The 19,284-nt window shown below is 61.4% G+C and carries 23 protein-coding genes; 10 read left to right on the forward strand and 13 right to left on the reverse strand.

Annotation, left to right across the window (positions count from 1 at the left end; all coding sequences use genetic code 11):
- Positions 1–184 precede the first annotated feature (184 nt).
- Positions 185–1,030 carry an AAA family ATPase gene (locus tag ASE80_RS01220; RefSeq protein WP_056857299.1) on the forward strand — a complete coding sequence of 282 codons (846 nt, stop codon included), beginning with the start codon at positions 185–187 and terminating at the stop codon, positions 1,028–1,030.
- The gene (locus ASE80_RS01225; RefSeq protein WP_056857300.1) at positions 1,030–2,208 is read left to right on the forward strand and encodes a vWA domain-containing protein; all 1,179 of its coding nucleotides are present in this window, start codon (positions 1,030–1,032) and stop codon (positions 2,206–2,208) included. Before ASE80_RS01220 ends, ASE80_RS01225 begins: the two co-directional genes overlap by 1 nt.
- Before the next feature lie 114 nt (positions 2,209–2,322).
- Here the strand turns inward: ASE80_RS01225 and ASE80_RS01230 are convergent, their stop codons facing one another.
- The 3 genes from ASE80_RS01230 to ASE80_RS01240 are packed head-to-tail and all read right to left on the reverse strand — an operon-like array spanning position 2,323 to position 4,669.
- Positions 2,323–3,231 carry a biotin-dependent carboxyltransferase family protein gene (locus ASE80_RS01230; RefSeq protein ID WP_056857301.1) on the reverse strand — a complete coding sequence of 303 codons (909 nt, stop codon included), beginning with the start codon at positions 3,229–3,231 and terminating at the stop codon, positions 2,323–2,325.
- A complete protein-coding gene (gene pxpB, locus ASE80_RS01235) occupies positions 3,228–3,932 on the reverse strand; it encodes a 5-oxoprolinase subunit PxpB (RefSeq protein ID WP_056857302.1) in 705 nt (234 codons plus the stop codon). Before pxpB ends, ASE80_RS01230 begins: the two co-directional genes overlap by 4 nt.
- Complete coding sequence (locus ASE80_RS01240; RefSeq protein WP_017137398.1) at positions 3,929–4,669, reverse strand: 5-oxoprolinase subunit PxpA; 741 nt, start codon at positions 4,667–4,669, stop codon at positions 3,929–3,931. Before ASE80_RS01240 ends, pxpB begins: the two co-directional genes overlap by 4 nt.
- A 175-nt stretch (positions 4,670–4,844) precedes the next feature.
- Between ASE80_RS01240 and ASE80_RS01245 the strand changes: the two genes are divergently transcribed.
- Positions 4,845–5,759: a LysR family transcriptional regulator gene (locus ASE80_RS01245; RefSeq protein WP_056857303.1), complete on the forward strand. Its 915-nt coding sequence runs from the start codon at positions 4,845–4,847 to the stop codon at positions 5,757–5,759.
- Positions 5,760–5,868: 109 nt separating this feature from the next.
- On the opposite strand, the gene ASE80_RS01250 is transcribed toward ASE80_RS01245, so the two are convergent.
- Genes ASE80_RS01250 through ASE80_RS01260 form a run of 3 tightly spaced genes read right to left on the reverse strand, consistent with a single transcriptional unit; the run spans position 5,869 to position 7,766 of the window.
- Positions 5,869–6,411: a DUF2937 family protein gene (locus ASE80_RS01250; protein WP_056857304.1), complete on the reverse strand. Its 543-nt coding sequence runs from the start codon at positions 6,409–6,411 to the stop codon at positions 5,869–5,871.
- A gap of 11 nt (positions 6,412–6,422) precedes the next feature.
- Complete coding sequence (locus tag ASE80_RS01255; RefSeq protein WP_056857305.1) at positions 6,423–7,199, reverse strand: class II glutamine amidotransferase; 777 nt, start codon at positions 7,197–7,199, stop codon at positions 6,423–6,425.
- 30 nt (positions 7,200–7,229) lie between these two features.
- The gene (locus ASE80_RS01260) at positions 7,230–7,766 is read right to left on the reverse strand and encodes an MFS transporter (RefSeq protein ID WP_065929160.1); all 537 of its coding nucleotides are present in this window, start codon (positions 7,764–7,766) and stop codon (positions 7,230–7,232) included.
- A 21-nt stretch (positions 7,767–7,787) separates the two neighbouring features.
- Between ASE80_RS01260 and ASE80_RS01265 the strand changes: the two genes are divergently transcribed.
- Positions 7,788–9,830, forward strand: a complete 2,043-nt coding sequence (locus tag ASE80_RS01265; protein ID WP_056857306.1) for a S9 family peptidase — start codon at positions 7,788–7,790, stop codon at positions 9,828–9,830.
- Between the two features lie 70 nt (positions 9,831–9,900).
- Positions 9,901–10,374: a cyclic nucleotide-binding domain-containing protein gene (locus ASE80_RS01270; protein ID WP_056857307.1), complete on the forward strand. Its 474-nt coding sequence runs from the start codon at positions 9,901–9,903 to the stop codon at positions 10,372–10,374.
- Here the strand turns inward: ASE80_RS01270 and ASE80_RS01275 are convergent.
- On the reverse strand, positions 10,371–10,655 hold the full coding sequence (locus ASE80_RS01275) for a hypothetical protein (RefSeq protein WP_056857308.1): 285 nt from the start codon (positions 10,653–10,655) through the stop codon (positions 10,371–10,373). The two genes, ASE80_RS01270 and ASE80_RS01275, sit on opposite strands and share 4 nt — an antisense overlap.
- A gap of 78 nt (positions 10,656–10,733) precedes the next feature.
- Here ASE80_RS01275 and ASE80_RS01280 point away from each other — a divergent pair, with 78 nt between their 5' ends.
- Complete coding sequence (locus ASE80_RS01280; RefSeq protein WP_056857309.1) at positions 10,734–11,420, forward strand: spermidine synthase; 687 nt, start codon at positions 10,734–10,736, stop codon at positions 11,418–11,420.
- A 156-nt stretch (positions 11,421–11,576) separates the two neighbouring features.
- Here the strand turns inward: ASE80_RS01280 and ASE80_RS01285 are convergent, their stop codons facing one another.
- Positions 11,577–12,497 carry a ParB/Srx family N-terminal domain-containing protein gene (locus tag ASE80_RS01285; RefSeq protein ID WP_056857310.1) on the reverse strand — a complete coding sequence of 307 codons (921 nt, stop codon included), beginning with the start codon at positions 12,495–12,497 and terminating at the stop codon, positions 11,577–11,579.
- 151 nt (positions 12,498–12,648) lie between these two features.
- On the opposite strand from ASE80_RS01285, the gene ASE80_RS01290 reads away from it, so the two are divergent.
- The 3 genes from ASE80_RS01290 to ASE80_RS01300 all read left to right on the forward strand — a co-directional run bounded on the left by ASE80_RS01290 (position 12,649) and on the right by ASE80_RS01300 (position 14,062).
- On the forward strand, positions 12,649–13,023 hold the full coding sequence (locus ASE80_RS01290; RefSeq protein ID WP_003210675.1) for a YajD family HNH nuclease: 375 nt from the start codon (positions 12,649–12,651) through the stop codon (positions 13,021–13,023).
- A gap of 162 nt (positions 13,024–13,185) precedes the next feature.
- Positions 13,186–13,653 (forward strand): RNA methyltransferase, encoded by a 468-nt coding sequence (locus ASE80_RS01295; RefSeq protein WP_003189607.1) that lies wholly within the window; start codon positions 13,186–13,188, stop codon positions 13,651–13,653.
- A gap of 67 nt (positions 13,654–13,720) precedes the next feature.
- A complete protein-coding gene (locus tag ASE80_RS01300; RefSeq protein ID WP_056857311.1) occupies positions 13,721–14,062 on the forward strand; it encodes a YgaP family membrane protein in 342 nt (113 codons plus the stop codon).
- 134 nt (positions 14,063–14,196) lie between these two features.
- Here ASE80_RS01300 and ASE80_RS01305 read toward each other — a convergent pair whose 3' ends face one another.
- Entirely contained in the window at positions 14,197–15,417 is a 1,221-nt protein-coding gene (locus tag ASE80_RS01305) for a hypothetical protein (protein WP_056857312.1), read from the reverse strand.
- A gap of 14 nt (positions 15,418–15,431) precedes the next feature.
- A complete protein-coding gene (locus tag ASE80_RS01310) occupies positions 15,432–15,881 on the reverse strand; it encodes a YcgN family cysteine cluster protein (protein WP_056857313.1) in 450 nt (149 codons plus the stop codon).
- A 153-nt stretch (positions 15,882–16,034) separates the two neighbouring features.
- Between ASE80_RS01310 and ASE80_RS01315 the strand changes: the two genes are divergently transcribed.
- Positions 16,035–16,619: a nitroreductase family protein gene (locus tag ASE80_RS01315; RefSeq protein WP_056857314.1), complete on the forward strand. Its 585-nt coding sequence runs from the start codon at positions 16,035–16,037 to the stop codon at positions 16,617–16,619.
- A 124-nt stretch (positions 16,620–16,743) separates the two neighbouring features.
- On the opposite strand, the gene ASE80_RS01320 is transcribed toward ASE80_RS01315, so the two are convergent.
- The 3 genes from ASE80_RS01320 to rnd form a co-directional block, all read right to left on the reverse strand.
- Positions 16,744–17,676: a D-2-hydroxyacid dehydrogenase gene (locus ASE80_RS01320; RefSeq protein WP_056857315.1), complete on the reverse strand. Its 933-nt coding sequence runs from the start codon at positions 17,674–17,676 to the stop codon at positions 16,744–16,746.
- A gap of 108 nt (positions 17,677–17,784) precedes the next feature.
- Positions 17,785–18,078: a YcgL domain-containing protein gene (locus ASE80_RS01325; protein WP_056857316.1), complete on the reverse strand. Its 294-nt coding sequence runs from the start codon at positions 18,076–18,078 to the stop codon at positions 17,785–17,787.
- Positions 18,075–19,208: a ribonuclease D gene (gene rnd / locus ASE80_RS01330; RefSeq protein ID WP_056857317.1), complete on the reverse strand. Its 1,134-nt coding sequence runs from the start codon at positions 19,206–19,208 to the stop codon at positions 18,075–18,077. Before rnd ends, ASE80_RS01325 begins: the two co-directional genes overlap by 4 nt.
- Positions 19,209–19,284 lie beyond the last annotated feature (76 nt).

The raw sequence follows: 19,284 nt of genomic DNA on the forward strand, positions 1-19,284 counted from the left end.
AGTCTGCCTGAATCACCGAGGTGCTCGCATCGCAGGCAAGCCAGCTCCCACACAAGCATAAGCATGACCCCGCAGCAGAACTGCGATGTGACCGGCCATTCAGAGACTGAATAACCCGTCTGCGTTCACAGTCGCCGGGGCCGCGCGGTATAGTCCGGGCATTGATGAATTCGAGGAATGACCGATGAAGTTCGAAGGCACCCAGGCCTATGTGGCTACCGATGACCTGAAACTGGCCGTCAACGCCGCCATCACCCTGGAGCGGCCGCTGCTGGTCAAGGGCGAACCGGGCACCGGCAAGACCATGCTTGCCGAACAATTGGCCGAGTCCTTCGGCGCCAAGCTGATCACCTGGCACATCAAGTCGACCACCAAGGCGCATCAGGGCCTGTATGAGTACGACGCGGTCAGCCGCCTGCGCGACTCGCAACTGGGCAATGAGAAAGTCCACGATGTGCGCAACTACCTGAAAAAGGGCAAGCTCTGGGAAGCCTTCGAGGCCGAGGAGCGCGTGATTCTGCTGATCGATGAAATCGACAAGGCCGACATCGAGTTCCCCAACGACCTGTTGCAGGAACTCGACAAGATGGAGTTCTACGTCTACGAAATCGACGAGACCATCAAGGCCAGGAAACGCCCGATCATCATCATTACTTCCAACAACGAAAAAGAGCTGCCGGACGCCTTCCTGCGCCGCTGCTTCTTCCACTACATCGCCTTCCCCGATCGCAGCACCCTGCAAAAAATCGTCGACGTGCACTACCCCGACATCAAGAAGGACTTGGTCAGCGAAGCGCTGGACGTGTTCTTCGACGTGCGCAAAGTGCCGGGCCTGAAGAAAAAGCCGTCCACCTCCGAACTGGTCGACTGGCTCAAGCTGTTGATGGCCGACAACATTGGCGAGGCCGTGTTGCGCGAACGCGACCCGACCAAAGCCATTCCGCCGCTGGCCGGCGCCCTGGTCAAGAACGAGCAAGACGTACAGCTGCTGGAGCGTCTGGCGTTCATGAGCCGTCGCGGTAATCGCTGATGCTGCTCAACCTGTTCAATGAGATGCGCGCCGCCAAGGTGCCGGTGTCGGTGCGCGAGCTGCTGGACCTGATCAACGCGCTTAAACAGCGCGTGGTCTTCGCTGATATGGACGAGTTTTATTACTTGGCCCGGGCGATTCTGGTCAAGGACGAACGGCATTTCGACAAGTTCGACCGCGCGTTCGGCGCCTATTTCAATGGCCTGGAAAAGCTCGACGACCACTTGCAGGCGTTGATCCCCGAAGAATGGCTGCGCAAGGAATTCGAACGTTCGCTGACCGACGAGGAGCGCGCGCAGATCCAGTCCCTTGGCGGCCTGGACAAGTTGATAGAAGAGTTCAAGAAACGCCTGGAAGAACAGAAAGAACGCCACGCCGGCGGCAACAAATGGATCGGCACCGGCGGCACCAGCCCGTTTGGCTCCGGCGGCTACAACCCGGAAGGCATCCGGGTTGGTGATGCCGGCAAACGCCAGGGCAAGGCGGTAAAGGTCTGGGACCAGCGCGAGTACAAAAACCTCGACGACCAGGTGGAACTGGGCACGCGCAATATCAAGATCGCCCTGCGCCGCCTGCGCAAGTTTGCGCGTCAGGGTGCGGCTGAAGAGCTGGATATCGACGGCACCATCGACCACACGGCGCGGGATGCCGGCTTACTGAATATCCAGATGCGCCCGGAGCGGCGCAACACCATCAAGCTGTTGCTGCTGTTCGATATCGGCGGTTCGATGGACGCTCACGTGAAGATCTGCGAAGAGCTGTTTTCGGCGTGCAAAACCGAGTTCAAGCACCTGGAGTACTTCTACTTCCACAACTTCGTGTACGAGTCGGTGTGGAAGAACAACCAGCGCCGCACTTCGGAGCGCACCTCGACCCAGGATCTGCTGCACAAATACGGCGCCGACTACAAAGTGATCTTTATCGGCGATGCGTCAATGGCGCCGTATGAAATCACCCAGGCCGGCGGCAGCGTCGAGCACTGGAATGAAGAGCCTGGGTATGTGTGGATGCAGCGCTTCATGGCCAAGTACAAGAAGCTGATCTGGATTAACCCCTACCCGAAAGACACCTGGGGCTATACGGCGTCGACGGCGATTGTGCGCGAGTTGGTGGAGGATCAGATGTATCCGCTGACGTTGCGCGGGTTGGAAGAAGGGATGCGTTTTCTTTCCAAGTAAATGAAGATCGATCGTTCCCACGCTCCGCGTGGGAATGCAGCCCAGGACGCTCTGCGTCCCTGAGCGTGACGCGGAGCGTCACAAGAGGCATTCCCACGCAGAGCGTGGGAACGATCAGTTGAACTGTCGCAAAAACTCGATGTGCTGCCGATGCGCGGTCTCCTGCACCACTGGCGCCAGCCTCACCTTCTCCCCCGGCAAACACTGCGCCAGCCGCGCCAATGCCAACGGCGTCAGCGCGCCCAAACGCGGATAACCACCGATTGTCTGCCGATCATTGAGCAACACAATCGGCTGCCCATCCGGCGGCACCTGGATCGCGCCCAACGGGATGCCTTCAGAGATCAACGACGGCCCCTGGTACTGCAACGGCGTGCCCAGCAGGCGCATGCCCATGCGGTCGGCGCGGCTGTCCAGCGACCAGTCGGTATTGAATGCATCGAACAGGCTCTGCCCACTGAACTGGCCGATCTGCGCGCCGACAATCACGTCCAGCGGCGCTTTTGCCGGCAGATCAGGCGTGCTCAGCACGTTCATCGCACCGCCCGTACCGGAATAAACCAACCGCCCGCCTTCGGCCAAGGCCTTGCCGAAACCGTCCAGCCCACCCAATGCCTCACGTACCACCGTGGAACAACTGCCCAGCACAGCCGGCGCATCAAACCCGCCGGGCGCCGCCAGGTAAGCCCGCGCACCACTGAATGGCTGGGTAAAGCGCAGACGCTGACCCTTTTGCAGGATAAAACTGCGCCCGGGACTGATGGCGCGTTCGTCGATATAGGCGCCCAAATCCGCCCCGGCCAATGCCAGCAAACAATAGTCTTCGGCCTGCACGGTAAACCCGCCCAAGGTGATTTCCACCACCGGTGCATCCAGCGTATTACCCAGCAGCCAATTGGCCCAAGACATCGACACCCAGTCCAGCGCACCGCCCTGGGTCACGCCCAGGTGGCGCACGCCAAAGCGTCCGGCGTCCTGTAACAGGCACAGCGGCGTGCTGGCCTCGATCAACAAGCGGCTCATGCCTGCGCCTCCAACGGCGTGTCATCGCCACCCAAATGGATAAATTCGGCGTGATCAACTGCTTCGAAACGCACCGTGTCGCCCGGCTGCATCAGGCTGTAGCCGTCACGCTCGCGGTCGAACAGTTTGGCCGGGGTGCGACCGATCAGGTTCCAGCCGCCCGGCGACACCACCGGGTAGGCGGCGGTTTGCCGCTCGGCAATGCCGACACTGCCGGCCGCCACGCGTTTACGCGGCGTGTTGAGGCGTGGTGTGGCGAGGATTTCGTCGACCAAGCCCATAAAGGCAAAACCGGGCGCGAAGCCGAGGGCAAAAACTTGGTATTCGTGGGCACTGTGGCGATGGATCACCTGCTCGATCGACAACCCGCTGCGCTGGCTGAGCAACGTCAGTTCCGGGCCGACACTCAGGTCGTACCACACCGGCAACACGTGGCACTGGCCGCTGCCCTGCGCCTGGGGTTGCAAGTCAGTCAGCGCGCGGTCGATCAGTTCCCGCGCCTGGGCCGGGCTTAACGCTGTGAGGTCGTAATGCACCATCAAGGTGGTGTAGGACGGCACCAGATCCACCAGCGCGTCACCAAAACCTTCACGCAGACGTTGGGTGGCGGCGAGCATCCACGGCATGTTGGCTTCCGCAATCACCTCAAACAGACGCACCATCAGGCAGTCGATGGCCACCACTTCAATGCGTGGCTTCATGCTGGTTTCAACGCCTCGCGGATGCGCTGCACAGCGGCGATCGAGCTGGCGTTGTCGCCGTGTACGCACAGGGTGTTGGCCTGCAACACCAGAGCGCTGCCGTCGCTGGCCGTCAGGGCTTGCCCACGGGAAATGGTCAGGGCTTGCTGCACGATGGTGTCGGCGTCGTGATGGACCGCGCCCGGCAACTGACGCGAAACCAGATGGCCCTTAGGGTCATAGGCGCGATCAGCGAAGGCTTCGAACCACAGTGTCAGGCCGAATTCATCGCCCATCGCCTGGGCTTCGCTGTTGTCGCTTTTGGCCAGCAACATCAAGGGCAAATCGCCATACGCGGCCACAGCCTGCATCACCGCGCGCAGTTGCGCCGGTTTGGCCATCATGTCGTTGTACAGCGCACCATGGGGTTTGACGTAGCTGACGCGGGTACCCTGCGCACGGCAGATGCCCTCAAGGGCGCCGATCTGGTAGTGCATGAGGTCCTGGATTTCCTGCGGCGTATAGGCCATGGAACGGCGGCCGAACCCTTGCAGGTCCTGGTAGGCCGGGTGCGCACCTATTTGCACGCCATGCTTGAGTGCCAGGCTGACGGTCTGGCGCATGATGCTCGGGTCGCCGGCATGAAAACCACAGGCCACGTTGGCGCAATCGATGAACGGCATGACCTCGGCGTCCAGACCCAGGGTCCAGTTACCAAAGCTTTCGCCGATGTCGCAATTCAAAAGCAGACGGCTCACGGTGGTTGCTCCTGTAGGCTTTGTATTTTTTGTAGTGTGGGATTTTTTACGCAGAACTCGCAACTTGTCCTGACACCCTAACGGCGCTTATCGTGGAATGCCTCGATTTTTGGCGTTTGCCGGGTGCGGCGTCCAACTAATAAAAACCGATCCAAGCATAAGAAAAGTTGATCCCATGAATTTGAAGTTCCTCGAAACCTTCGTCTGGGTGGCCAAGCTCAAGAGCTTCCGCCTGACCGCCGAGAAGCTGTTCACCACCCAGGCCTCGATTTCCAGCCGCATCGCCGTGCTCGAGAGCGAGTTGGGTGTGAAGCTGTTTCTGCGCGACTCACGCGGCGTCAGCCTGACCCCGGAAGGCTTGAAGGTGCTCGATTATGCCGAGCAGATGATGGTCACCATGCAGGGTTTGAAGCAGTCCCTGGAGACCACCAGCAGCAAGGTTGGGCGCATCCGCATCGGTGCCATGGACACGGTGATCCACACCTGGCTAAGCCAGTTGGTGGCGCAATTGATGGAGCACTTCCCGCGAGTAGAAATCGAACTGGTCGCCGATACCGCGTTAAACCTCAGCGATCAGCTGCAAAAAGGCTTCCTCGACCTGATCCTGCAAACCGACCTGCTGCGCCTGGAAACCGTGCGCAGCCTGGAGCTGGCCAGCCATCCCATGGCCTGGATCGTCGCCAGCCAGTCTCTCTACAACCGTGACTACGCCTCCCTCGCCGAACTGGCCCAGGAGCGCATCATCACCTACTCGAAAAACTCCCACCCGCACCAGGATGTGCTGAGCCTGATGCAAGCCAACGGGGTGGCCTCGCCACGCATGAACTGCGTGAACTCGGTGTCGGCGATTACCCGCTTGCTGCGCGATGGTTTCGGCATTGGCGCGTTACCGCCGGTGCTGGTGATGGAAGAATTGGCCCGCGGAGAGCTGGTGATGCTGCCCATGGCGCAACGCCTGCCGAATTTGCAGGTGGTGGTGTCGTGGCGTGTGGGGGTGGAGTTGGTGGAGGAGATTGTGGGGTTGTGCCAGAAGGTCGTGGCGCGGTATGCCGAGGAAGTGGGTGAAGAAAGGATGGTACTAAGCCAATGATCGTTCCCACGCTCCGCGTGGGAACGCAGCCCGGGACGCTCTGCGTCCCAAAGCCTGACGCAGAGCGTCACAAGAGGCATTCCCACGCAGAGCGTGGGAACGATCATCTTTAGAGGCCTTTAAGGTCGCGCTCTTCGATCGGCCGGCTCTGGCGCAGGCGCTTGCCGCCCAACACCACCCAATCGATCAGGCGGAACAGGCATTCGAGGCCGAACGACAACAGCATCGCCCCGCCCAAGCCCCAGCCCATCGCCTCAGGCGTCAGCAAAATCTGGTAGCTGTAGCCATTCCAGGTTTCCAGGCGGATATCCGGGTCGGCAGCCACCGCCACTTGCAGCGCGCGGATGTACCACGGGCCTTGCATGGCCTGGAACTGCTTGTCCAACGCCACCTGACGATCGAGCAAAGTGCCCAGGCTGTTGGCATCGCTGCGAAACACCGGGTCATCACTGGCGCGGTAATGGGCCACCAACGCCTGCAAGTCCCCATTGAAGAACTGCTGCGCCGTGGCATCAAAGCCGCGCAGGCCGGTCTGGGCTTCGATCAAATGGGCTTCAACGCGCTTGGCGTAGTCGTTGATAAACCCCGGCACTTGTACGCCGACCAACAAGCCAATGGCAAACAGCACCAACCGCAGATAACTGAGCAACATGGTCGATATCCTTACTCGGTAACGCCTTGACTGACGCATTCACCGCGTCGCCACAGGCTCCATTGGCCCGGTTCGTAGCGGGTCCAGTTTTCATTGTCGGTCAAGGGTTCGGTGGCGATCACCGTGACCACGTCATTGGGCGTGGTTTCGGCCTGAAAATCGACGATCACGTCGACATCTTTCAAGCGCGCCGGGCCAAACGGTGCGCGCCGGGTGATCTGTGCCAGTTTGGTCGAGCAGTAGCAAAACAGCCAGTCACCGTCACTGAGCAGGCAGTTGAACACGCCTTTGCTGCGGTACTCCGCGCAGGCGGCGATCAAGTCCGGCAGCACTTGCTCGATTTCCACCGGTTCCGGAAAGGCTTCGCGCACGCGGTTGAGCAGGTCGCAGAACGCCGCTTCGCTGTCGGTATCGCCCACCGGCCGGTAGAACGTGGCGCGCGGGTTAAAATCGGCCAACTGGCCGTTATGCGCAAAGCACCAGTTACGGCCCCACAGTTCGCGCACGAACGGGTGCGTGTTGGCCAGGCTCACCTTGCCCACATTGGCCTGGCGGATATGGCCGATCACCACTTCACTTTTGATTGGATAACGCTGCACCAGCAGCGCAACTTCCGACTCGCTGCTCGCGGCCGGGTCCTGGAACAGCCGCAGGCCACGGCCTTCGTAAAACGCGATGCCCCAACCGTCGCGGTGGGGGCCGGTACGCCCGCCGCGCTGCATCAGCCCGGTAAAGCTGAACACGATATCGGTGGGGACGTTGGCACTCATGCCCAATAATTCACACATGCCAGGGCTCTCGCTGCAGGGCTTACAACGTTAAAGGCGCGGCTCAACCCGCAGATTGCCGGCAGGCGCCGGGCGACGGAAAGGTTCGTCGTCTTCGTCTACCGGTTCGGCGGCCAGGGCGGCGTCAGCGGCGGCCTTGCGCTCACGACGGGCGTTGGCGGCGCGCTCGATGGGCCAGCGGATCAACACGATCACGATATACACGCCAAACGCGATCATCGTGTACATGAACAGGTCGGAGATGGCCCGCCAGGCGTTATTGCCCACATGCAGCACCAGGTCCAGGGCGGTAATGGCCACGGCTGGCGCAAACTGGGTCTTGACCGGGTCGACGATGGTCGGGCTGAACAGCAACACCGCCATCAGCAATTGCAGCGGCTCGCGCAGCCAGCGCCAGATCCAGCGGGTCATGCGCCACCACACCAACAGGCAGCCCAAAGCGGCGAAGGCGTATAGGCCCCAAGCGGTCAGATAGTCGTTCTCGGTCATGGTGTCCATGGCAAGGCTGGCAAAGAGGCGGCTATGATAACGGCTTTTGCGTGTCTCGGCTGCAATGCCTGCCACCATCCGCCAGACAGAGAGTGATCCATGCCTATATCGACCGCCCCGATCGCCCGCAAGGCCCAAGGCCCAGACCCGTACGCCTGGTTGCAGGAACGTGACACAGCTGAAGTGCTCGACTACCTCAAAGCCGAAAACGCCTGGCAGGAAGACCAGCTCGCCGACCAGCAAGCCCTGCGTGAAAGCCTGTTCGAAGAGATCAAGGGCCGCATCCTGGAAACCGACCTGTCGTTGCCTTCGCCGTGGGGGCCCTACCTGTATTACACCCGCACCACCGCCGGCGATGAATACGCCCGCCACTACCGCTGCCGTCGCCCGGCGGATGACAGCAACACCGTGGACGAAAGCAGCGAAGAACTGCTGCTGGACCCGAACGTGCTGGCCAACGGCGGCTTTTTCTCCCTCGGTGCGTTCAGCATCAGCCCCGACCACCAGCGCCTGGCCTACAGCCTCGACACCAGTGGTGAAGAGATTTACACCCTGTACGTGAAGGAATTGGCCACCGGCAAGGTCAGCGAACTGGAGTTTGAAGACTGCGACGGCAGCATGACCTGGGCCAACGACAGCCTGACGCTGTTCTTCGGCGAACTGGACGACACCCACCGCCCGCACAAGCTTTACCGCTACCGCCTGGATGGCACGGCGGCGCAGGAAGTGTTCCACGAGCCCGACGGGCGGTTCTTCCTGCATTGCTACCGTTCCAGCTCCGAGCGCCAGTTGCTGCTGGCTCTGGGCAGCAAGACCACCAGCGAAATCTGGGCGCTGGACGCCGACCAGCCACAGCAGGCTTTCACCTGCCTGGCGCCACGGGTCGAAGACCATGAATACGATGTCGACCACGGCATGCTGGATGATAAATGGACCTGGTTTATCCGCAGCAACCGTGACGGTATCAACTATGCGCTGTTCGTCGCCGCCGACACTGGCAGTGTGCCGACTGAGGATCAATGGCTGAACCTGATCCCCCACAGCGATGACGTGATGCTCGACGGCGTGACCCTCAATGCCGGCGCCATGACCTTGAGCCTGCGTATCGGCGGGCTGCCGGTGATCGAAGTGCACCCGCAGGGTTCGAGCGCCTATCGCGTGGAATTGCCTGACGCCGCCTACAGCCTTTACGTGCAGAACAGCCTGGAATTTGCCAGCGACAAGATCCGCCTGCGTTATGAAGCCCTGAACCGTCCAGCCCAGGTGCGCCAGCTTGAACTGGCCAGCGGCGCGCAGGTGGTGCTCAAGGAAACCCCGGTTCTCGGCGTGTTCAACGCCGACGATTATGTCAGCCAACGGCTGTGGGCGACGTCTGCAGATGGCACTCAGGTGCCGATCAGCCTGGTGGTCAAGCGTGATCAACTGGGCAAACCCACGCCGCTGTATCTCTATGGCTACGGCGCCTACGGTTCAAGCCTCGACCCGTGGTTCTCCCATGCGCGCCTGAGCCTGCTGGAGCGCGGCGTGGCATTTGCCATCGCGCATGTACGCGGCGGCGGTGAGCTGGGTGAAGCCTGGTACCGCAATGGCAAGCAGGAACACAAACAGAACACGTTCAGCGACTTTATCGCCTGCGCCGAGCACTTGATCGCCGAAGGGCTGACCACCTCCAAGCAGCTGGCTATCAGCGGCGGCAGTGCCGGCGGCCTGTTGATCGGCGCGGTGCTCAACCAACGCCCGGAGCTGTTCCAGGCGGCGATTGCCGAAGTGCCGTTCGTCGACGTACTCAACACCATGCTCGACCCGGAACTGCCGCTGACCATCACCGAGTACGACGAGTGGGGCAACCCGCAAGAACCCGATGTGTATGAGCGCATCAAGGCCTACGCGCCCTATGAAAACGTACAGGCCCAGGCTTACCCGCACATGCTGGTGATTGCCGGCTACAACGACAGCCGCGTGCAGTATTGGGAAGCGGCCAAGTGGGTGGCCAAATTGCGCGACACCAAAACCGACCACAACCTGTTGCTGCTCAAGACCGAGCTCGGTGCCGGCCATGGCGGGATGAGCGGGCGTTACCAGGGATTACGTGACGTAGCGCTCGAATATGGATTTGTCTTCAAGGCCCTGGGCCTCGTTTAAGGAACTTAGCAAGGCGGTCCTGTCTGAACACAAGACCGCCCGACTTGATTGATGGACCAAGATTGCAGCTATGCCACTACCGACTCTGATGAACAACGAAATTCGCGACATGCTCATGGATTGCGGCCTGTTCGACCCGCTGTTGCCGGAAGATTTTCACGTGGCCGCCGGCTACTTCAATATCAGCAGCATTGCCCGCGACGAGGTGATTTTCCTCGAGGGCGATGCCGGCACCTTTATGTGCATCCTGCACAGCGGCCAGGTGGCCGTGCAGAAAACCAATCACACTGGCCAGCGCCTGACCATCGCCACCCTGCGCAGTGGCCGGGCCTTTGGCGAAATGGCGGTGCTTGACGGCGAGCGGCGCTCTGCCAGCTGCGTGGCCGCCAGTGATTGCGTGCTGTTGAACCTGGGCAAGGATGCGCTGGAAAAAATGCTCAACGAAGCCCCCAGGGTGGCGGCCAAGATCATTCGCGCGATTGCGATTGCCTTGTCCAAGCGCCTGCGCATGGCCGACGGGCAATTACTCTCCCAGCCATTTTAACCGCCGGGCGTCTTCGGCTTGCTGTCATTTTGCAGCAGGCCGGGCACGGTCTGATCCTTGGGCGGCGTTGGCAACACAATCGGCACCAGCGCCGGTGAGCCGTTCGCGGAGGCTTTGGGCGCCACGGGCGGGGTGACTTGCGGGTACAAGGTGGGCGTCGGCGTGCCCGGCGCACCGGGGGTTGGCGCAGGCGCCACCAGCACGGTTTGCGCCTCTTGCGCCTGCGCGGCACCCAATGTGAGCGCGCTCAACGCAATGACCGTTAGAATGCTGCACTTCATCGATGGCTCCATGGCCTGACCGGAATGTCGTAAGGCTACTCCCAACCGCGCAAGAATGCCCTTCCCAATGAGATTTCCATGAAACGTTTCGTTCTGCTCGACACCACTCCGATCCCCGACAACGGCGGTGCCCTGTGCCTGTTCGAATACGGCGAGGATTTTGTCATCAAGATCCAGGGCGGTGACGGCGGTCAGTTGATGAACACGCGCATGCATGGCTCCGAAGACGCGCTGGCGGAGATTCCGTGCCGTAAAGTCGCTGGCCGGCCGGGTTCGCGGGTATTGATCGGCGGCCTGGGCATGGGATTTACCTTGGCTGCGGCCCTCAAGCATTTGGGCAAAAGCGCCGAAGTGGTGGTGGCGGAATTGGTGCCCGGCGTAGTGGAATGGAACCGTGGCCCGCTGGGGGAAAAATCCGGCCGCCCGCTGCTGGACCCACGCACGGTGATCCGCATGGAAGACGTGGCCAAGGTGCTGCAGGCCGAGCCGCAAGGCTTTGACGCGATCATGCTGGATGTGGACAACGGCCCCGAAGGCCTGACGCAAAAGGCCAACAGCTGGCTGTATTCGGCCGGTGGCCTGGCCGCGTGTGCCAAGGCGCTGCGGCCTAAAGGCGTGCTGGCGGTATGGTCTGCCAGCGCCGACAAGCTGTTCAGCGACAAACTGCGCAAGGCCGGGTTCAAGGCCGAGGAAGTGCAAGTGTTTGCCCATGGCAACAAGGGCACCCGGCATACCATCTGGATTGCCGAGAAGCTTAAGGGCTGAGGCCCCCATACACCACAAACTCCCTGTGGGAACTGGCTTGTGTGGGAGCTGGCTTGCCTGCGATTGCATCACCTCGGTCTACCTGAGTCACCGAGGTGCCGGCATCGCAGGCAAGCCAGCTCCCACATAAGCCAGCTCCCAAGTTTTGGCCTTTTATCAGCCTTTGGATTTGCGGTAATCGATCACATACGGCACTTTTTTCTCGAAGGTCTTGTCCAGCTCGCCCTGGTCCAGCTTGGTCATACCGCCCAGTTGCCTGGCAGTAAAACCGCTGCTTCCCACCTGTGAACCCGGCGCCAGGCTGACCATGCGCTTGGCGACCGCTTCAATCGCGTCCTTGTAGCCGCCCTTTTTATTCAGGTTGTACGCCTTCAAATCAATCTGCGTACGCAGCCAGTTGCCCCAGTAGAACTCCAGGAATTCCGGCGCAATTGCGCCATCGTCCGGCTTGCCGTAGGCGGCCTTGCGGGTGAAATACACCAGGCTGCGAAAGGTGTCGTCCTGCAGGTTCTTGAAGCCCAGGTGCGCAGGCAGTTGCTGCGGCGACAGGGGCTTGCCCTGATTGTCCTTGAGCCAGACCTTGCGGGCCGCCTCCATACGCTGCCAGAAGGTATTCATGTCGGCGCTGTTACTGAAGTCATCGGTCACCTTGACCCACATTTTCAACTGCGGGCCGCCGCCGGGCACTTCCCACAAGGTGGTGAAGCTGTGGTGACCGTCAGTCAGGTACAACTGGCCGCCGGGGCCGACCACCACGGTTTTCATGTCGTCGGGGTGGGTGCCCACCGGGTCCTTGCAGGTGAAGCTGTCGGGTTGGTGCAGGTCGGCTTTCTTCGGCACGTTGTCGGCGGCGCCCTGGCCGTTGGTTTCGCAGTATTCGTCGAACACCTTGGCCGGTTTGTCGGCGAACAGCCCCAGGCTGTAGTAGATCTGGTCAAAGCCCACCACGGCCTGGGTCGGGTGCAGTTGCTCGAGGGCCACCTCGATCACCTGGCCCGGCCTTGGTGTGGAGAACGCCTGGGCTTGAGCGGCCAGCACGCTGAGCAGCAGGGCTGCGGTCCATGTGTACACACGCATAGGTTTCAGGTCCTTGTGAAGTGAATGTGCCGATACTACAAACCTTCGCTCAAGCCCGGCTGTACCGCGGCTGAAAAAGCCAGCGGTCATTTGCCGCGCGAGCGGCTAGAATCAACCCTATCCGTGAACCCCCAAATAGCCAGGAGCCATGATGAGCTCGACCAACCCGCCCTCCCACACCGCCAAGCTCGACCGCATCCTCGCCGATGCCCAGCGCGACCGGGAAATGGGCTACCGCGACAAAGCCTTGAAGATGTACCCGCACGTGTGCGGCCGCTGTGCCCGTGAGTTTGCCGGCAAACGCTTGAGCGAACTGACCGTACACCATCGCAACCACAATCATGATGACAACCCCCAGGACGGTTCCAACTGGGAGTTGCTGTGCCTGTACTGCCACGACAACGAACACTCGCGCTACACCGACCAGCAGTACTTCGGCGAAGGCTCCACCAGCAGCCCGACCATTGCCAAGGCCACGCACAACCCGTTTGCGGCGTTGGCGGGGTTGATGAAGAAGGACGACTGAAGCCCTTCTTTGTCTGTGCGGGCCTCATCGCAGGCAAGCCAGCTCCCACAGGGGAATGCATTCCAAGTGTGGGAGCCGGGCTTGCCCGCGATAGCGATCGCCCAAGCAACACATGCCGCCAAGGCCGTATAATCGCGGTTTTCCTCCAAGGCACCCTTCCCCGTGGGCAATAAACGCTACAGCTGCATCGGTCTGTATAACCCCAAATCCCCCGAAAACGTCGGCTCGGTGATGCGCGCCGCCGGCTGCTACGGCGTGGCCTCGGTGTTTTACACCGGCGTGCGTTACGAGCGCGCCCGGGACTTCATCACCGACACCAAGAAGGTCCACCACGACATTCCGTTGATCGGCATCGATGACCTGAAAAAGATCCTGCCGCTGGGCTGTATCCCGGTCGCCGTGGAGCTGGTGGAAGGCGCCCGCCCGCTGCCCGAGTACACGCACCCCGACCGCGCGCTGTACATCTTCGGCCCCGAAGACGGCTCGCTGGACAAAGAGATCCGCGACTGGTGTGAAGACGTGGTGTACATCCCGACCACCGGCTGCATGAACCTGGCTGCCACCGTCAATGTGGTGCTCTACGACCGTCTGGCCAAGGGCAACAACACCCGCTCGGGCCCCAAGTACTGATATTTCGGGAACATCCACCACCTGCAAACAGTCAGCTACTTACACTTGCCTTTGTTGGAGACACACCATGAGCGACAGCAAAACCCTGCGACCTATCATCGAACACCTGCAACCAGCCGCCAAAAGCGAGCAAAACGTGCACGGGTCGGAGCGCATTCTTTCGGTTGCCGGCGGTGTGATGATGGTCGGCAAAGGCCTGCGCCGTGGCGGCATCTTCGGGCTGATCCAGGTGGCGATTGGTGGCGTGGCGCTGGTGCGCGGCGTGACCGGGCACAGCTCGCTCAAGGACAAGCTGGAGCAAGGCCGCCAGGAAATGAACAGCGTGCGTACCAAGATCGAACGCGCGGGCGAAGAGTTGAAGAACTTGAAGACCAAGGCTGAAGTGGCGGCGGAGAAAGCCACTAAATAGCCCGGCCAACCCCAATCAACTGTGGGAGCTGGTTTGTGTGGGAGCTGGCTTGCCTGCGATGCCGGCACCTCGGTGTTTCAGGTAGACCGAGGTGATGCAATCGCAGGCAAGCCAGCTCCCACAGTTGTTTTGCGTCAACGCAATAATTTGTTGTCCAGCACCACCGACGACTCGCCGATCACACTTTCAGCCAACTGCACAAACTCCGCCGTATTCACACTGTTCGCCCGCATCACCGCCTGCGCCAGATCATCCAGCGAGCGCTTGTTGTGGGTCTTGACGCGGATCTCGCGGTCCAGCTCCTGCAACACCAGCACCGCCTGCGCCACGATGGCAGTGTTGACGTGATCGCCGCGCAGGCTGGTCACGCCCTTGCTTTCCTTGGCCAACCGCGCCTGTATCGCCGCATAGCGCTCATCGGTAATGCCGCCGGCACGCCGCAGCAGTTCAATGGCGTAATACTCGCCCAACCCTTCGCTGATCCAGTCACTGGTATCGTGGTCGTTAAAGCGGCCAATGGCTTGCACCACTTCACGCAATAATGGGCTGCTGCCGTTTTCACTGATCAGCGGCGTGCGGCTGTTGAGGTAGATCGAGTCGCGCGCCGAGACAGCGCCACGGCGCATCGGGTCGCTGGCGCCGACGATCAACAGCTTGGCCGGATGGCGCGGCAGTGCGGCCTCCACTTGCGGCCACACGAACGTCAGCAGCGTCAGCACATCCATGCGGCGCATGGCCTGGCCCTTGGGCGAGGCCACGGTGACGTCGGTGTCACCCAGGCGCACGCGACGGCTGCCGAGGTTACCCGCGAGCATCCAGCCGGTAGGCCGGTCGAACAGGCGGGACACATTGTCGATACGAAATTTATGCTTGCCGATACGCGGCCAGGCGGTTTCGACGCTCTTCCAGCCGGCCGGCAATTCAAACATCAGGCGCGACACCAACTCGGTACCGTCCTGTTGGTCCAGCCGCGCAGCCGGCACCAGGTCTTCGCCGCGAAACAGCGCCCAGCTCGGCGTCATGCGCGCCTCATACACGCCCGGCTTGCGCCCATGGGTAAGGCGCACGCGATAAGTCAGGCTGGCCTTGTCGGCGCTGGGTTGCCACAGGCCACGGCTGCCGGTGACCTGCCACTGGCCGTCGGCCTTGAAGTCGCTGTAGTCGCCGTCACGGCCCAGGTCGAAGTTCAGGCTGCGCACGGCCGAGCCCTGGGACAGGCTCACGCGTACCTCGGCCTGATCACTCTGGGGCAGCAGTTTGACGTGATAATCCAGGTCAACTTTCTTCGCACACCACGCAGGCAGGCTCAGTGTCAGCAGCACTAAAGATGCCGCCAGCCGGGTTGCCACCCTCATACACACTCCTTTTTTCAGCCTGCGCGGAAGATCAGGTAATCCTCCCAGTCATCTTCGGGCACGCTGCCTTCGGCGAGCATGCGGCCGGACTGGGAAATGCGTTCATGGTGCACGGCATCGCGGTCGCCACACACCAGGTGGTGCCACAGCGGCAGGTCCTTGCGTTCGCTGACCAGCCGGTAGCCGCAGGTCGGCGGCAGCCATTTGAACTGGTCGGCCTGGCCCGGCGTGAGCTGGATGCAATCGGGCACCGAGGCACGACGGTTGGTGTAGTCGCTGCACTGACAGGTTTTCAGGTCGAGCAATTTGCAGGCGATGCGCGTGTAATAGACGCTGTTGTCGTCTTCATCCTCAAGCTTTTGCAGGCAGCACAGGCCACAGCCGTCGCACAACGACTCCCACTCCTCCTGGTCGAGGTGTTCAAGGGTTTTGCGTATCCAGAAAGGTTCGACTTTGGCGGCCATGGCTCTACATCAGTATCGGTAGGTGAAAAGGCTGCCAGTCTAGTGCCCAAGGCGCCTGGGGCCAAGCGCTTACGACTGGCGGTGCAACAACACTTGTCAGCCCAGTGGGCGCGCAGTAGCTTTGAAGGCCGAATTGACGATCAGGAACTGCCCATGACACGCGTTGCCGATTACCCGATCCACACCCAATTCACCGAACGCTGGTCGCCCCGCGCCTTTACCGGCGAAAGCATCCCGCAAGAGACGTTGCTGAGCTTCTTCGAAGCCGCTCGCTGGGCGCCGTCGGCCTACAACTCGCAGCCATGGCGCTTTCTCTATGCGCGTCGCGACACGCCAAACTGGGAGCGTTTCCTGGGTTTGCTCAATGAGTTCAACCGTGGTTGGGCGCAACACGCGTCAGCTCTGGTGATCATCGCCTCGAAAACCGACTTCATCGCCCCCGGCGCCACTGAAGAAACCCCGGCGCTGTGGCACACCTTCGACACCGGTTCGGCCTGGGGCCACCTGGCGCTGCAAGCCAGCCTCAGCGGCTGGCACACCCACGGCATGGCCGGTTTCGATCAGGAGCTGACCCGCAAGGAACTGAAGATTCCAGAAGGTTACGCGCTGCACGCAGCCGTAGCGGTGGGCAAGCTGGGGGATAAGTCGAGTTTGCCGGAGTACCTGCAAGGTCGTGAAGCGCCAAGCCCGCGTCGGCCGCTGAGCGAGCTGGTGTCCGAGGGTGATTTCAGCCTGTAAGCCTTGCATAGATCCAATGTGGGAGCGGGCTTGCTCGCGAAAGCGGTGTATCAGTCGACACATTTTGTGCCTGACCCTCCGCTTTCGCGAGCAAGCCCGCTCCCACATTTTTTCCGGCGTTGTGTCAGTAACCCCTTTCGAAGCTGACTTCCCCGCGCAACGCGTCCTTGGCCTGATAAGCCCGCAGATTCTGCACAAACAACTCCACCATCATCCCCGGCGACGTCGGCGCCGAGCTGTGCCCGGTCAGCAGCAAGCCCCAGGCGGTCCAGAACGGATGGCGTTGCGGCAAGGGCTCCTGACGGCACACGTCGATCACCGCACCGGCCAGGTGCCCTTCTTTGAGCGCCTCGACCAGATCGGCATCGACCACCGCCACGCCGCGCCCGACGTTGATAAACAACCCGGTCGGCTTGAATTGCTTGAACAGCGCCGCATCGTACAAATCATGGGTATCAGGCGTGTTCGGCAGCAGGTTGATCACGTAATCCACCTCGCCCACCAGCCGGCTCAGTTGGTCCAACCCGGCCACTTCGATAAACGGGGCCTGTTCCCGCGCGCTGCTGGCAATCCCGTAGAGCTTGACGCCAAACGGCAGCAAAAAATCGGCAACGCTCTGGCCGATATCGCCGGTGCCAACCACCAGCACCTTGCGCCCCGCCAGGCTCTGGCCCATGCGGTTGTCCCACTTGCGCTCGACCTGGCTGACCAGCCGCGCCAGCACTTCGCGCTCATGCCCGAGCATATAGGTGAGCACGAACTCGGCCATGACCTGGCCAAAGATGCCGACTGCGCGGGTCAGGCGATAGTCACGCGGCAAGCCATCGGCCAGCAGCGGCGTGATACCCGCCCAGGTCGATTGCAGCCATTGCGGCTTATGGCCCTGGCGCAGCAAGGTGGCGAGCAGGTCCGGCTGGCCCAGCCAAACCGGGCAATCGGCGGCCAGGCGCGACAATTGGGCCGAGTCACCGCTGGTCAACACCTCAACGTCCGGGGCCGCTTCGCTCAGCAATTGGGCGTAAAGCGGGTGATCCTGTTCAGCAATCAGAACACGCATGGTTCAAACCTTTCAAAAACAGTGCAGACGGCCGCCCGCTTCCTTACGGCCACCGCCAATCGAATACGAGTCCATAAAAGAATGTGCCCTGGACAGGGCACTGAACGGTTACATCGGGTCGTTGCGGCGCAGCAGCTCTTCGGGCAAGTGTTCGATGTACTCGTCCTCGGCCGGCGGCATTTGCAGGTGGTAGCCCTGTTTGTCGAGGTTTTCCAGGACCACGGTGATGTCCTCGCGCGACAGCTTGCGCTCGGGCGTCAGTATCATCTCGAACGCGAGATGGGCCTTGCCGAAGGCGGCCATCAACGGCTCCGGCACGCGCTCCAGCGCATCGCTTTTGAGCACGTAGAGGTACATCCCGTCTTTTTTCAAGCTGCGATAGATGGAGCAAATACGTTTCAAGGCTGTTCTCCGGCAGTGGCCAGGCTGTCGAGCAGCGCCTGGCCCATCAACTCGCGGCGCCAGCCACGCAGCGAGTCTGGCAATGTATAAGGCCCATCGGGGTAGCCACTTTTAACCAGGGCTTCGAGGGTTTTCTTGCGCAGCATCAGTTCCGGCGCCATCTCCAGGCGCTCGGCCTCGGCCTGGCCCAGGGCGCGCAGTTGCTTGATCAGCGCAGCGGCATCCACCGGCAACGGCTCGGCCACGGCGGGCGGCCACTGGTCCATCGACACGCTGGCGGCACGTTTGATCAGGTCCAGCAGGAACTGGCCGTCCTGACGCACGGTGCGCGGGTGCATGTCTTCGATCTTGCCCAACGCGGCGAGGTTATCCGGCTGAGACTTGGCCAGGGGCCACAACGAATGTTCGCGAATGATGCGGTTACGCGGCAGGTCTCGGGCGCGGGCCTGCTGCTCGCGCCAGGCGCACAGTTCACGCAACACCGCGAGCTGGGCACGCGAAAGTTTCCACGCCAGCTTGGCGTCGCGGTACACCTCATACGGGTCGACTTCGCGGCGCAGGTTGGCCACCAGTTCGGCGCCGTCTTCCAGTACCCAGGCGTATTTGTCATCCGACAGTTGCGGGCGCAAGCGCACATAGACCTCGGCCAGGTGCACCGCGTCTTCGGCGGCATAGCTCACCTGCGTCTCGGACAATGGTCGCTGCAGCCAGTCCGAGCGGGTTTCGCCCTTGGGCAGTTCGATATCCAGCACGGCCTGCACCAGGCGCGAGTAACCCATGGAGAAACCGAGGTTCAGGTAAGCCGCCGCCAATTGAGTGTCGAACAACGGCACTGGCAGGCTGCCGGTCAGGCGCAACAGCACTTCCAGGTCTTCGCTGCAGGCATGCACCACCTTGATCACTGCCGGGTTCTCCAGCAAGGCGGCCAAGGGTTGCCAGTTGTCGATGGTCAGGGGGTCGATCAGGTAAGCGCGAACGCCATCACCGATCTGGATCAGCCCGGCAATGGGATAAAAGGTGTCGACCCGCATGAATTCGGTGTCGAGGGCGACGAATGGCAACTGCTGCCATTCGGCGCAATGCTGGCCGAGGCTATCGTTGTCGCAGATCCAGTGAATATCGATGGCCACACGGCTCTCCCTTGAAGAATGGCGCGCAGTATATATCGCGAAAGGGACTTGCGAGCATCCGCAGTGCACACACCAT

The organism is Pseudomonas sp. Leaf15 (assembly GCF_001421425.1).
Taxonomy (GTDB): Bacteria; Pseudomonadota; Gammaproteobacteria; order Pseudomonadales; family Pseudomonadaceae; genus Aquipseudomonas; species Aquipseudomonas salomonii.